This window comes from Kitasatospora sp. NPDC057015, from assembly GCF_042673745.1.
Taxonomy (GTDB): Bacteria; Actinomycetota; Actinomycetes; order Streptomycetales; family Streptomycetaceae; genus Kitasatospora.
In genome coordinates this window covers 313,285-328,068 of record NZ_JBHUSG010000003.1, presented here as the reverse complement: position 1 = coordinate 328,068, position 14,784 = coordinate 313,285, and the positions used below count along the sequence as shown (strand labels likewise).

General features: G+C 72.4%; 8 protein-coding genes. All 8 read left to right on the top strand.

Annotation, left to right across the window (positions count from 1 at the left end; genetic code table 11):
• The first annotated feature begins 86 nt into the window (after positions 1-86).
• Entirely contained in the window at positions 87-2,117 is a 2,031-nt protein-coding gene (locus ACFTWP_RS04675; protein ID WP_380262649.1) for a discoidin domain-containing protein, read from the top strand.
• A gap of 116 nt (positions 2,118-2,233) precedes the next feature.
• Positions 2,234-4,180 (top strand): RICIN domain-containing protein, encoded by a 1,947-nt coding sequence (locus tag ACFTWP_RS04670; protein WP_380262647.1) that lies wholly within the window; start codon positions 2,234-2,236, stop codon positions 4,178-4,180.
• A 177-nt stretch (positions 4,181-4,357) separates the two neighbouring features.
• The gene (locus ACFTWP_RS04665) at positions 4,358-6,094 is read left to right on the top strand and encodes a SulP family inorganic anion transporter (RefSeq protein ID WP_380262645.1); all 1,737 of its coding nucleotides are present in this window, start codon (positions 4,358-4,360) and stop codon (positions 6,092-6,094) included.
• A 221-nt stretch (positions 6,095-6,315) separates the two neighbouring features.
• On the top strand, positions 6,316-7,257 hold the full coding sequence (locus ACFTWP_RS04660) for a polyphosphate kinase 2 family protein (RefSeq protein ID WP_380262643.1): 942 nt from the start codon (positions 6,316-6,318) through the stop codon (positions 7,255-7,257).
• A 118-nt stretch (positions 7,258-7,375) separates the two neighbouring features.
• A complete protein-coding gene (locus tag ACFTWP_RS04655; protein WP_380262641.1) occupies positions 7,376-10,093 on the top strand; it encodes a cation-translocating P-type ATPase in 2,718 nt (905 codons plus the stop codon).
• A 153-nt stretch (positions 10,094-10,246) separates the two neighbouring features.
• Positions 10,247-11,692 carry a glyceraldehyde-3-phosphate dehydrogenase gene (locus ACFTWP_RS04650; protein WP_380262639.1) on the top strand — a complete coding sequence of 482 codons (1,446 nt, stop codon included), beginning with the start codon at positions 10,247-10,249 and terminating at the stop codon, positions 11,690-11,692.
• A 218-nt stretch (positions 11,693-11,910) separates the two neighbouring features.
• Positions 11,911-13,728: a glycoside hydrolase family 15 protein gene (locus ACFTWP_RS04645; RefSeq protein ID WP_380262637.1), complete on the top strand. Its 1,818-nt coding sequence runs from the start codon at positions 11,911-11,913 to the stop codon at positions 13,726-13,728.
• On the top strand, positions 13,709-14,671 hold the full coding sequence (locus ACFTWP_RS04640) for a cyclase family protein (protein WP_380262636.1): 963 nt from the start codon (positions 13,709-13,711) through the stop codon (positions 14,669-14,671). Before ACFTWP_RS04645 ends, ACFTWP_RS04640 begins: the two co-directional genes overlap by 20 nt.
• The last annotated feature ends 113 nt before the right edge of the window (positions 14,672-14,784 follow it).

The following is a 14,784-nucleotide window of genomic DNA, read 5'->3' as shown; positions in this document are numbered from 1 at the left end:
CGCGTTCAAGAGCTTGACACTACGACAGCCAGGCCGTTTCCTATGACCCACCGAGAGAGTCAGTGGAAATTGTTACATTCTGTTTCATGAGGCTCGTCCCAGCCTCGCTCCTCGGCCCGGCCGTCAACGGCCGCCCCATCCGGCACTCCATCTTCGAGGAAGCCATGAACAGACGTGCCCTCGGCGCGGCGATCGCCTCCACCGTCGCCCTGAGCCTGGCCTGCTCCACCGGTGTCCAGGCCGCCACCGCAGCACCCGGCCACGGCTCCGGACACCAGGCCGGCCCCCGCGCCGACGTCTGGGTCACCACCGCCGACCGCTCCGAACTCCTGCACCGGCGCGAGTCGGTGGCCTTCCACAGCGGCGCGTCCGCGCAGACCACCATCACGGTCGACCCGGACCGCACCTTCCAGAGCATGGACGGCTTCGGCGCCGCACTCACCGACTCCTCCGCGGCCGTGCTCGCCGGCCTGCCCGCACGGGCCCGCAACGATGCCATGCGCAAGCTGTTCGACCCCGCCGAGGGCATCGGGGTCAGCTTCCTGCGCCAGCCCGTCGGATCGTCCGACTTCACCGCGGAGGCGGAGCACTACACCTACGACGACGTCCCGGCCGGGCAGAGCGACTTCCCGCTCGCCCACTTCTCGATCGCCCACGACGAGCAGCGGATCCTCCCGCTGCTGCGCCAGGCCAGGCGCCTCAACCCGGACCTCACGGTGATGGCCACGCCGTGGAGCCCGCCCGCCTGGATGAAGACCGGCGACTCGCTGGTCGGCGGCCGGCTCAAGGACGACCCCGCCGTCTACCAGGCCTACGCCCGCTACCTGGTGAAGTTCGTCCAGGCCTACGCCGCCGCCGGGGTGCCGATCGACTACCTCACCGTCCAGAACGAGCCGCAGAACCGCAAGCCCGGCGGCTACCCCGGCACCGACCTGACGGCCGGACAGGAGGCGAAGGTCATCGCGGCGCTCGGCCCGCTGCTGAAGAGGGCCAGCCCCCGCACCAGGATCCTCGCCTACGACCACAACTGGTCCACCCACCCCGACGACGTCGCCACCACCCCGCCCGGCGAGAGCCCCGAGACCGACTACCCGTACGAGATCCTGGACAGCGACGCCGCGAAGTGGGTCGCCGGCACCGCCTACCACTGCTACTCGGGTGACCCGAGCGCCCAGAGCGCCCTGCACGACGCCCACCCCGACAAGGGCGTCTGGTTCACCGAGTGCTCCGGCTCCCACGGCGCCACCGACACCCCCGAGCAGATCTTCCGCGGCACGCTCACCTGGCACGCCCGCACCATCACGGTGGGCACCACCCGCAACTGGGCCAAGTCCGTCGCCGACTGGAACATCGCCCTCGACTCCGCCGGCGGACCGCACAACGGCGGCTGCGGCACCTGCACCGGCCTGCTGACCGTCGGGGCGGACGGCAGCGTCTCCACCGAGGCCGAGTACTACACCATCGGCCACCTCTCGAAGTTCGTGAAGCCCGGCGCGGTGCGGGTGGCCAGCACCAACTTCGGCACCACCGGCTGGAACGGGCAGCTGACCGATGTCGCGTTCCGCAACCCGGACGGCTCCACCGCGCTCGTGGTGCACAACGAGAACGACAACCCGCGCACCTTCGCCGTCGCGGTCGGCGAGCAGACCTTCGAGTACACCCTGCCCGGCGGAGCCCTGGCGACGTTCAGCTGGCCGAAGTCCGGCGCCCTGAAGACCTCGAAGCGCGAGGTCCCGCTGACCGGCGCGACGGCCACCGCCCAGCCGGCCGGGGCCGACGCGGCCCTCGCCGTCGACGGCGACGCCGCCACCCGGTGGTCCAGCGGTCACGCGCAGGAGGCCGGGCAGTACCTCCAGATCGACCTCGGCCGCACCACCCGGTTCGACCAGGTGGCGCTCGACAGCGGCGACAACCTGGGTGACTACGCCCGCGGTTGGGAGCTCTCCGGCAGCGACGACGGCGTCACCTGGCACCAGCTGCGCAGCGGGGCGGGCGCCGGTCAGCTCACCGCCGTGGACGTTCCCGGCACCCGCGCCCGCTACCTGCGAGTGACCGGCACCGGCAGCGCCGGCGCCTGGTGGAGCCTCGCCGACGTCCGGCTCTACCGCTCGCGCTGAACCACCGGCGGGCCGGTCCGGCCGGCCCGCCGGTGCACCCCCACCCTCACGCCCACCACCGGCGCACCCTCACGCCGCGCCCGTCCCCATGCCCCCACCCCGTCAGGAGCCGCACCATGGACGGATCGCACCGCTCCCGCACCACCCGCCACAGGCTGACCGCCGTCGCGGCGGCCCTCGCCCTCGCCGGCGCCGGCCTCGCCACCGTCAGCACCGCGCACGCCGCCGACACCACCGCCCAGGTCTGGATCACCACCGCCGACGGGTCCAGCAGGCTCGCCCGGGTCGGCGACACCGCCTTCTCCTCCACCACCCCGCAGGCGACCGACATCGCGGTCGACGCCGGCGACGTGCAGCAGCCGCTGGTCGGCTTCGGAGCCTCGTTCACCGAGTCCGCCGCCCACCTGGTCGCGGGCTTGGACGCCGGCACTCGCGGCAACCTGATGCACGACCTGTTCGACACCGGCAGCGGCATCGGCCTGGACTACCTGCGCCAGCCGCTGGGCGCCTCCGACTTCGTCGCCAGGCAGCCGTTCTACTCCTACGAGGACACCCCGGGCTCGTTCAGCATCGCCCGCGACCAGCAGGAGATCCTGCCGGCGATCAACCAGGCGCGGGCCGTCAACCCCGGCATCCGGATCATGGGCACCCCCTGGTCCGCGCCCGCCTGGATGAAGGACGGCAACTCGCTCAACGGCGGCAGCCTCAAACCGGAGAACTACGGGGCCTTCGCGGACTACCTCGTCCGGGCGATCCAGGCGTACCAGAGCGCGGGCGCGCCGATCAACGACCTGACCGTCGCCAACGAGCCGGAGTTCCAGACGAGTTACCCGTCGATGGGGATGACCGCCACCCAGCAGGCGGACTTCGTGAAGGTCCTGGACGGCAGGCTGACCGCGGCCGGCCTGCCCACCGAGCTCTACGCCTACGACCACAACTGGGACCACCCGAACTACCCGCTCACGGTGCTCTCCCAGGCGAGCGGCGTCGGCCGCCTCAAGGGTGCGGCGTTCCACTGCTACGGCGGCCAGCCCGAGGCGGAGCAGCAGGTCGCGAGCACCGGCAAGGCGGTCATGTTCACCGAGTGCTCCGGCACCGACTCGGCGAACAAGGCCAACACCTTCGCCGACACCCTCAAGTGGCAGACCGAGAACCTGGTCATCCGCAACCTGCGCAGCGGCGGCCGGAGCGTCGTCCTGTGGAACCTCGCACTGGACGCCAACGGCGGCCCGCAGTACGGCGGTTGCGCCACCAACTGCAACGGCGTGGTGGAGATCTCGAACGGCGGCTACACCAAGAACGCGGAGTACTACCTGCTCGGCCACATCGCCAAGTTCGCCCAGCCCGGTGCGCACCGGATCGGCTCCACCAGCCAGGGCGGCGGCGGCCTGCAGAACGTCGCGTTCCTCAACCCCGACGGCTCGCGCGGTGACGTCGTCCTCAACGCCACCTCCTCCGCTCAGCACTTCTCCGTCAGTGAGAAAGGCCGCTCGCTGACCTACGACCTGCCCGCGGGCGCGGTCGCCACCTTCACCTGGCCCGGCGCACCCACCGGCACCACCAGCCCGGGCCCGAGCGCCAGCCCGAGCAGCAGCCCGAGCCCGAGCAGCAGCCCGACCGCGGGCGGCCCGATCAACACCGCCGCCTGGTACACTCTCGCCAACGGCAACTCCGCCAAGTGCGTGGACGACGCGGGCACCGTCAACGGCAGCGCCGTCCAGCAGTGGAGCTGCACCGCGGCCGCCAACCAGCAGTGGCAGTTCACCGCCACCGACGGCGGCTACTACCGCATCACCAACCGCCGGACGGCCGGCCAGGCCCTCGACGTCACCGACGTCTCCACGGCCAACGGCGCGAAGATCCAGACCTGGCAGTGGAGCGGCGGCCCCAACCAGCAGTTCAGGCCCGTCCTGCAGGCGAACGGCTCGTACACCCTGGTCAACCGCAACAGCGGCAAGTGCCTCGACGTGACCGACGTGTCCACCGCCGACGGCGCCCGTCTCCAGCAGTGGGACTGCACCGGCGGGCCCGCCCAGGCCTTCCGCCTCACCGCCGCCGGCTGATCCGGCCCCCGCTCCGCGCCCGGGGCACGGTGACCGGCACCGCGCCGTCACCGTGCCCCGGGCGTCGCCGCCTGCCCGCCCAAAGAGGCCCCCGGCGCGGACGCGCGGGGCGTCGGCTTCCCCCGGTGCCGCCCGCCGCGGGCGCATCATGGGCCGGGTGGACGGAAGGAGATCCTCATGCCGGAACCTGTCCCGCGCAGCGGCGGATGGCGCCCGAGCGTCCCGGCACTGCCCGGGCTCGCCGTGCTCAGGGGCTACCGGCGGCCCTGGCTCCGCGGTGACCTGCTGGCCGGCGGCACCGTCGCCGCGTACCTCGTACCGCAGGTCATGGCCTATGCCGGGGTCGCGGGTCTGCCGCCGGTCGCCGGCCTCTGGGCGATCCTGCCGGCGCTGGCCGTGTACGCCTTCGTCGGGTCGTCCCGGCTGCTGTCGGTGGGGCCGGAGTCGACGACGGCGCTGATGACCGCCACCGTGGTCGGGCCGCTGGCCGGCGGGGACACCGGCCGGTACGCGGTGCTCGCCGCCACGCTGGCCGTGGTGGTCGGTGCGCTGTTCGTGCTGGCGTGGGTGGCCCGGCTGGGATTCGTCGCCGACCTGCTCTCCCGGCCCGTCCTGATCGGCTACCTGGCCGGGGTGGCGTTGATCATGATGGTGGACCAGCTGTCCAAGCTGACCGGCGTCGAGGTGGAGGGCGAGGGGTTCGGCCCGCAGCTGAAGTACTTCGTGCAGCACCTCTCGGAGGCCGACACCGCCACGGTGGTCTTCAGTGCGGTGGCGCTGCTCTTCCTCTTCGTGCTCAACCGCTTCCTGCCGCGGCTCCCCGGCCCGCTGCTGGCGGTGGTCCTCGGCACGGCGGTGGTGGGGATGTTCGGTCTGCAGGACCACGGCATCGCGGTGATCGGCGAGATCCCGGCCGGACTGCCCAGCCCCTCGCTGCCGGACCTCAGCGAGGTCCGCCGCCTGCTGCTGCCCGCCCTCGGCGTGCTCCTCGTCGGCTACACCGACGTGATCCTCACCGCCCGGGCCTTCGAGTCCCGCGGCGAGGGCGAGCGGCTGGACGCCGACCAGGAGCTGCTCGCCCTGGGCGGGGCCAACCTCGGCGCCGGGTTCCTGCACGGGTTCCCGGTGAGCAGCAGCGCCAGCCGTACGGCGCTGGCCCAGTCGGCCGGCGCGCGCACCCAGGCGTACGCGCTGACGGCCGGTGTAGCGGTGCTCGCCGTGCTGCTGTTCCTGAGTCCGCTGCTGAAGTACACGCCGTCGGCCGTCCTGGGCGCGCTGGTCGTCTTCGCCGCGATCCGCATGATCGACCTGGCGGGGCTGCGCCGGCTCAAGGGGTTCCGCCGCCGGGAGTTCCTGCTCGCGATCGGCTGCCTGGTCGGCGTGCTGGCGCTGGACATCCTGTACGGGGTGCTGGTGGCGGTGGGCCTGTCGGTGGCGGAGCTGCTCAGCCGGGTGGCCCGCCCGCACGACGCCGTCCAGGGCATGGTGCCGGGTGTCGCCGGCATGCACGACATCGACGACTACCCGCAGGCCCGTACCGTCCCCGGGCTGGTCGTCTACCGCTACGACTCGCCGCTGTTCTTCGCCAACGCGGAGGACTTCCGGAGCCGGGCGCTGGCCGCGGTCGCCGAGGAGGCGACCCCGGTCCGCTGGTTCGTCCTCAACGCGGAGGCCAACGTGGAGGTCGACATCACCGCGCTGGACTCGGTGGAGGCGCTCCGGGCCGAACTGACCGACCGCGGCGTGGTGTTCGCGCTGGCCCGGGTCAAGCAGGACCTGCGGGGCGAGTTGGACGCGTACGGGCTGACCGAGTCCGTCGGCGCTGACCGGATCTTCCCCACCCTGCCCACCGCCGTGGCCGCCTACCGGGCCTGGGGCGGCGGCCCCGGGGGCGGGAGCGCCGACCCGGAGTGAGCCGGCCGGGCCACCCGGACGGCGGCGCCCCGTTTGACGCACCCTCCGGCCGGCCGGAGGGTGTCAGGTACCGACGTCCACCGGGCGGTGGGCCGGGTCGACGCGGCAGCCGGGAGCGGCCGGCTCGCACCGGGCACCGGCCACCGGCCGCGGCGGGTGCGACGGCAGGGGCCGGGCGGGTCAGCCGCAGCGGTCGCGGACCGAGAGGAGCGGTGTCGGCGATGGCGGACAAGCAGGCCAGACGGATCGCGAGATTCATCGAGCCGCTGCGCGTGGAACCCGGCTCGCGGGTGGACCTCGCCGAGGACTTCGACCCCCGCTACAAGGCCCGGGTGAGGAAGCGGGACGGCGCCGAGCTGCTGCGCACCGGTGTCGGCCTGCTCGCCGAGTACCAGGCGAAACTGGCCGCCCAGGACACCTATGGGGTGCTGCTCTGCCTCCAGGCGATCGACGCGGGCGGCAAGGACGGCACGATCCGGCACGTGATGAGCGGGGTCAACCCCCAGGGTGTCCACGTCAGCAGCTTCAAGGTGCCCTCCGCCGAGGAGCTCGACCACGACTACCTGTGGCGCTACGCCCGGCGCCTGCCGGCCCGCGGGGACATCGCGATCTTCAACCGCTCGCACTACGAGGAGGTCCTCGTGGTGCGGGTGCATCCCGAGAACCTCGACCGGCAGCGGCTGCCGGAGGAGGCCAGGGGGCCCGACGTCTGGGCGCGCCGCTACCGGGAGATCAACGACTGGGAGCGCTACCTCTGCGACAACGGGTTCCGGGTCGTGAAGATCTTCCTGAACCTCTCCGAGGAGGAGCAGCGCACCCGCTTCCTGAGGCGGATCGACCTGCCGGAGAAGAACTGGAAGTTCTCGGCGGCGGACCTCCGCGAGCGCGAGCACTGGGACGACTACCAGCGGGCCTTCTCCGAGATGCTCTCGGCCACCAGCACCCCGTGGGCGCCGTGGTACGTGGTGCCGGCCGACCGCAAGTGGTTCGCGCGGATCTGCGCGGCCGCGGTGCTGGTGCACACGCTGATGGAGATCGACCCCCGGTACCCGGTCGTCGGCAAGTCGGCCCGCAAGGAGCTGCGGACCGCCAAGCGGCTGCTGGAGCAGCAGGCCCCCGAGGGCGCGGCGCGCGACCCGTACGCGGCCGGGCACCGGGACTGAGCACCGGGACCGAGCACCGGGACCGAGCACGGGGACTGTGCGCCGGGACGGTGCGCCGGGACTGAGCGCCGCCGCGGCCGACCCGCCGCGGTGGACGGGACACATCGGAGGTAGCGGCATGGCGGCACAGACCGACCCGGCGGACGCGGGCCCGGCCCTACGGCCCTGGTACGCGACGCCGCCTCAGGAGGTCGCGGCGCGCCTCGGCGTGGACCCGGAGGTCGGGCTCTCCGCCGCCCGGGCGGCGGACCTGCTCGCCGCGAACGGCCCCAACGCGCTGCCGGAGGAGAAGACCCGGCCGGGGTGGCTGCGCTTCCTCGACCAGTACCGCAGCTACATGCAGATCATCCTGGTCGCCTCGGCCGTGGTCGCGCTGGCGATCAAGGAGTGGAGCACGGCGGTCCTGCTGCTCGTCCTGACCCTGTTCAACGCGGTCGTCGGCCTGCGGCAGGAGGGCAAGGCCGAGAGCGCGATGAACGCGCTGCGGTCGATGATGAAGACCACCGCCCGGGTCCGGCGGGACGGCGCCGAGGCGGAGATCCCGGCCGAGGAGCTGGTGGTCGGGGACGTCGTGCTCATCGCCGCCGGCAACACCGTCCCCGCGGACGGGCGGATCGTCCGGGCCAGCTCGCTGCAGATCGACGAGTCGGCGCTGACCGGCGAGAGCGTGCCGGCGGTGAAGGACGCGGGCACCCTGACCGGCGACCGGCTGGGCCCGGGCGACCAGTCCACGATGGCGTTCATGAACACCCCGGTCACCCACGGCAGCGGCGTGCTGATCATCACCGGCACCGGCGCCGGGACGGAACTGGGCAAGATCTCCGGGATGCTCAGCCAGACCGAGAAGGAGCAGACACCGCTCACCCGGGAGCTCAACACCCTGACGCTGTGGATCGCGGCGGCGGCCGGCCTGACCATGGTGGTGATGTTCGTCCTCGGACGCAGCCGCGACCAGGCCTGGGACGTGCTGTTCGTCAGCGCCGTCTCGCTGGCCATCGCCGCCATCCCCGAGGCGCTGCCCACCGTCACCCAGGTGATCCTCTCGGTCGGCAGCCTGAACCTCGCCAAGCGCAACGCCATCGTCAAGGAGCTCCCGTCCGTGGAGACCCTGGGCTTCACCTCGGCCATCAACTCCGACAAGACCGGCACCCTGACGATGAACCAGATGACCGTCGTCGAGGTCCTCAGCCCCACCGACCGCTACACCGTCTCCGGCAGCGGCTACGGCCTGGAGGGGCGGATCCACCACGCCGCCGGGTCCTCGGCGGGCATCGAGGAGGCCATCCTGCCGTACCTGGTCGCCAGCGACGCCAGGCTGGTGGACGGCACCGTGGTCGGCGACCCGACCGAGGGCGCGCTGCTCGTCCTCGGGCACAAGGCCGGCCTGGACATCGAGGCCACCCGGGAGCGCTACCCCCGGCTCGCCACCCTGCCGTTCGACCCCGAGTACAAGCTGATGGCCACCTTCAACTCCGCCGTGGACGCCACCGGCCGGCCGGTGGTGCGCTGCTTCGTCAAGGGCGCGGCGCCCGCCGTGACGGCCCGCGCCACCACCGCGCTCGCCGTCGGCGAGACGATCCCCTGGGACGCCGAGCTGCGGGGCCGCGCCGACGCCGCGTCGCTCCGGATGGGCGGCGAGGGCCACCGGGTGATGGCCGCCGCCGAGCGCGACCTGGACCCGGCCGAGTTCGACCCGGACGGCGACCTGCTCGCGCTCGTCACCGACCTGCGGATGACCAGCCTGGTCGGCATGGTCGACCCGCCCCGCGCCGAGTCCAAGGAGGCCGTGGCCAGCGCCCAGGCCGCGCACATCCGGGTCCGGATGGTGACCGGGGACGACGTCACCACCGGCGAGGCCATCGCGCGGCAGCTGGGGATCCCCGGCGGGGCGATCCTCGGAGCGGACTTCGCGGCCATGCCGGAGCACGAACGGCTGGCCCGGATCGACGGCATCGGGGTGGTCGGCCGCGTCGCCCCCGAGCACAAGGTCCTGCTCGCCGACACGCTCAAGAAGAAGGGCGAGGTCGTCGCGATGACCGGCGACGGGGTCAACGACGCACCCGCCATCAAGGCCGCCGACATCGGCATCGCCATGGGCAGCGGCACCGACGTGGCCAAGAACGCCAGCCGGATGATCCTCTCCGACGACAACTTCGCCACCATCGTGTACGCGGTCGAGGAGGGGCGCAAACTCTACGACAACCTCACCAAGTACATCCGGTTCGTGCTGATGCTCCTGGTCACCTTCGTGCTGACCTTCCTCGGCGCGACGGTCTTCAACATCGCCGCCGGCGAGCCGTTCACCCCGCCCCAGGTGCTCTGGATCCACTTCGTCGTCAACGCGCCCTTCGGCTTCGCCCTCGGCTTCGACCTGGCGAGCCCCGGCCTGATGCGGCGCACCCCGCGCCCGCGCGGCGAGTCGCTGCTCACCCGGTCCGTGATGCTCACCGTCGGCCTGAGCGGCCTGGCCGTCACGGTGGCGCTGCTGCTGCTGATCACCCTGGGCCAGCACCACTTCGGCAGCCTGCAGACCGGCAGCTCGATCGCCTTCACCGCCTTCGCGCTCTGCCTGATCGTGGCGGCCTACGAATGCCGCAGCGAGCGGGCCACCGTGCTGAGCACCAGCACCTTCGACAGCCGGCCGATGAACCTGGCGGCCCTGTCCGAGTTCGTCCTGGCGGTGCTGGTGACCCAGATGGACGCCTTCCGCCGGATGCTCGGCACCACCGAGATCACCCTCGCCCAGTTCGGCTGGGCCCTGCTGGCGCCGGTCGCCCTGCTGCTCCTGTGGGAGCTCGGCAAGCTGCTGGCCCGGCGGGGCTCGACGGCCGTCTGAACGCCCCCCGCCGCCGCGCCCGCGCGCGCCCGCGAGGTGGCCGGAACGCGGTGCCGGTACGGGGCGTCGTCGCAGATGCCGATCCGCCTGCTGGTCGAAAATGGCCTAAAGCTAGCATGTGTGTGCGCATCGCCTAGTTCGAGAGATGAATCTGTGACTGTCAACGAAGACGTGTTCACTAACTGGAAGAACCGCGAGGAGATCGCGGAGTCCATGATCCCGATCATCGGGAGACTGCACCGGGAGAGGGACGTCACCGTCCTGCTGCACAGCCGCTCCCTGGTGAACAAGTCGGTGGTGAGCATCCTGAAGACCCACCGCTTCGCCCGCCAGATAGCCGGCGAGGAGCTCTCGGTCACCGAGACCATGCCGTTCCTGAAGGCCCTCGCCGCACTGGATCTCGGCCCCTCCCAGATCGACATCGGCATGCTCGCCGCCACCTACGGCGCCGACGACCGCGGTCTCTCGGTCGAGGAGTTCACCGCGGAGGCCGTCGCCGGCGCCCTCGGCGACGACAAGCTGGAGCACCGCGGGTCGCGGGACGTCGTGCTGTACGGCTTCGGCCGGATCGGCCGGCTGCTGGCCCGCCTGCTGGTCGAGAAGACCGGCTCGGGCAACGGGCTGCGGCTGCGCGCCATCGTCGTGCGCAACAGCGGCGGCGAGGACCTCGTGAAGCGCGCCTCGCTGCTGCGGCGCGACTCGATCCACGGCCAGTTCCAGGGCACCATCACGGTCGACGAGGCGAACAGCCTGATCATCGCCAACGGCTGCGAGATCAAGGTGATCTACTCGAACGACCCGAGCTCGGTGGACTACACCGAGTACGGCATCGACGACGCCATCCTGATCGACAACACCGGCCGCTGGCGCGACCGCGAGGGGCTGTCCAAGCACCTGCGCCCCGGGATCGCGAAGGTCGTCCTGACCGCGCCGGGCAAGGGCGACATCCCCAACGTCGTGCACGGCGTCAACCACGACTCGATCAAGCCGGACGAGCAGATCCTCTCCTGCGCGTCCTGCACGACCAACGCGATCGTCCCGCCGCTGAAGGCGATGGCGGACGAGTACGGCGTGCTGCGCGGGCACGTCGAGACGGTTCACTCGTACACCAACGACCAGAACCTGCTCGACAACTACCACGACTCGGACCGCCGCGGCCGCTCGGCGGCCCTGAACATGGTGATCACCGAGACGGGCGCGGCCTCCGCCGTCGCCAAGGCGCTGCCGGACCTCCGGGCGACCATCACCGGCAGCTCGATCCGCGTCCCCGTGCCGGACGTCTCGATCGCGATCCTGAACCTGCAGCTCGCCCGCGAGACCACCCGCGAGGACGTCCTCGACTACCTCCGCAACGTGTCGCTGACCTCGCCGCTGAAGCGCCAGATCGACTTCATCAGCGCCCCCGACGCGGTCTCCAGCGACTTCATCGGATCGCGCCACGCCTCGATCGTCGATGCCGGCGCCACCAAGGTCGAGGGCGACAACGCCATCCTCTACCTCTGGTACGACAACGAGTTCGGCTACTCCTGCCAGGTGATCCGGGTCGTCCAGCACGTCTCCGGTGTGGAGTACCCGACCTACCCCGTCCCGGCGGTCTGAGGCACGGGAGGTCCGGCGGGCCCGGCCCCGGTGGGGCCGGGCCCGCTCCGCCGACCCGGCGCGGCCGTGAGGCGGCAGCGGGGCGATCGATCCGGATCGCCCCCGCTGCCGCCTCGCGGCGTTCCGGGGGCCCGCCGGCCCCCGCGGTCACGACAGGCGACCCGGCTCGGCGTGTCGGATAGTGGACCCGGTGGGGGACCTCCTCGGATTGGACGCGCATGGACCGCTATCCTCCGATCGCCGACCACGGCCTGGTGGGTGACCTGCAGACCGCCGCCCTGGTGTCCTCGCAGGGTGCGGTGAACTGGTTCTGTTCGCCGAGGTTCGACTCGCCGAGCGTCTTCGCCTCGCTCCTCGACCACGACCGCGGCGGATACTTCCTGCTGGCGCCGGAGCACGCGGACGTGTCCTGCAAACAGCTCTACTACCCGGACACCGGGGTGCTCGTCACCAGGTTCATGTCGCCGGCGGGCGTCGGCGAGGTCATCGACTGGATGCCCGCCAACACCACCCGCACGGCCACCGACCGGCACAGCATCAAACGCGTGATCCGGGCGGTTCGCGGCACCGTGCAGTTCGTCCTGGAGTGCCGCCCGCGGTTCGACTACGCCCGGGCCGAGCACGAGCTGGAGGTACGGCCGGAGGAGGCCGTGTTCCGCGCCCCCGGCATCACCGGCCACCTCCAGGCGAGCTTCCCGCTGGAGCGGGACGGCCGGGACGTCCGGGGCACCGTCACCCTTGAGAGCGGCGAGTCGGCCGCCGCCGTGTTCACCACCTACGCCGCCGACGGCGAGGATCCGCCCCCGCTCAGCGTGGAGGACGTCACCGCCCAGCTGTGGGAGGAGGTCGACTTCTGGCAGAAGTGGCTGCACACTTCGCACTACCGGGGTCGCTGGGCCGAGATGGTGAACCGCTCCGCCATCACCATCAAGCTCCTCACCTACCACCCCACCGGCGCGCCGGTGGCGGCCGCCACCATGGGCCTGCCCGAACAGGTCGGCGGCGAACGCAACTGGGACTACCGGTACTCGTGGGTGCGGGACGGCTCGCTCTCGGTGCGGGCGCTGCTCGACCTCGGGTTCGTCGAGGAGGCGACCGCGTTCACCAAGTGGCTGGGCAACCGGATGCGCGACCGGGCCGACCTCCCCGGCGAGCGCCTGCAGATCATGTACCGGGTGGACGGCGAACCGCACCTGACCGAGGAGATCCTGGAGCACCTGGAGGGCTACCGGGGCTCGCGTCCGGTGCGGGCCGGCAACGCCGCGGCCGACCAACTGCAGCTCGACATCTACGGCGAGTCCCTCTACGCCATGGCCGAGGGCCTGGACGTCGGCGTGGAGCTCGGCTACCACGGCTGGAAGGGCCTCGCCCGGACCCTGGACTGGCTGTGCGACAACTGGGACCGCCCCGACGAGGGCGTCTGGGAGACGCGCGGCGGCCGCAACGACTTCACGTTCAGCCGGGTGATGTGCTGGGTCGCCTTCGACCGGGGCATGCGCCTGGCGATCGAGCTCAGCCGGCCCGCCGACATCCCGCGCTGGCGCCAGGCCCGCGACGACATCCTGGAACAGGTGATGGACAAGGGCTGGAGCCACACCGAGCAGGCCCTGGTGCAGCACTACGGCGGTGACGTGCTGGACGCCTCCCTCCTGCTGATCCCGCGGGTGGGGTTCCTGGCCGCGAAGAGCCCGGGCTGGATCTCCACCCTGGACGCGATGGAGCGCAAGCTCGTCTCCGACAGCCTCGTCTACCGCTACGACCCGGCCGCGTCGCCGGACGGCCTGCGCGGCTCGGAGGGCACCTTCAGCCTCTGCACCTACCTCTACGTCGACGCGCTGGCGCGGGCCGGGCGGGTCCGGGCGGCGCGGTACACCTTCGAGAAGATGCACACCTACGCCAACCACGTCGGGCTGTTCGCCGAGGAGATCGGCCCGAGCGGCGAGCAACTCGGCAACTTCCCGCAGGCGTTCACGCACCTGTCGCTGATCATGGCGGCATCGACCCTGGACGAGGCCATTGACCGGGCGCGCGACTGAGACGGCGCCGGGCGCCGGGGGCGCGGGCCCCCGGCCGCAGAGCCGGCGGGAGTTCGAGGCGCTGTACGCGCGGCTGCGGGCGTCCGCCGCCCCCGGCGGCCGCGGGGCGCTGGCGACCATCACCCCCGAGACGGTCCGGGCCGCCGCGGCCGAGGTCCGCGCCGGCCGGACGGTCACCCTGGCCTCGCCGACCGAGACCGCCCCCGCGCCCGACAACCCGCACCCGGCCGGCCACCGGCTCACCAGCCCGCCCGAGGCCGAGGCCGAGCGCACCGGACTGCACTTCGCCACCGACCACTTCGGGATGGACGTGCACGGCGACGCGCAGAGCCACCTGGACGCGCTGTGCCACGTCGTCTACGACGGCACCCTCCACGGGGGGATCCCGGCGACCACCGTCACCGCCGACGGTGCCTCCGCGCTCTCGGTGGACCTCGCGCGGGACGGCATCGTCGGCCGCGGCGTCCTGCTGGACGTCCCGCGGCTGCGCGGGGTGCCGTGGCTGGAGCCGGGCGACCACGTCACCGCCGACGACCTCCGGGCCGCCGAGGAGGCCCAGCGGGTGCGGGTCGGCGCGGGGGACATCCTGCTCGTCCGGGTCGGGCACCGCCGCAGGCGGGTCGAGAAGGGGCCGTGGGACGCGGCCCGCAGCCGGGCCGGACTGCACCCCGCGGCGGTGGAGTTCCTCGCCGAGCGCCGGATCGCCGCCCTCGGCGGCGACGGCAACAACGACACCGCCCCGAGCCCCACCGAGGGGGTGGACTTCCCCGTGCACGTGCTCGCCGTCCACGCCCTCGGCCTCCACCTCATGGACTACCTGCAGTTCGAGGACCTGGCGCCGCTCTGCGAGCAGGAGCGCCGCTGGTCGTTCCTCTGCGTCGTCGCGCCCCTGCGGCTGCCCGCGGCGACCGGCTCGCCGGTGAACCCCATCGCGATCCTCTGACCGGGCGGACACCGAACGGTCCGTCACCGACCCCCGCCACCACCCCCCCCGTAACCCACCGCCCCCGTAACTCAGTACCCCTGGCCCCCCGGCACGGGCCCCGCACCGACCCA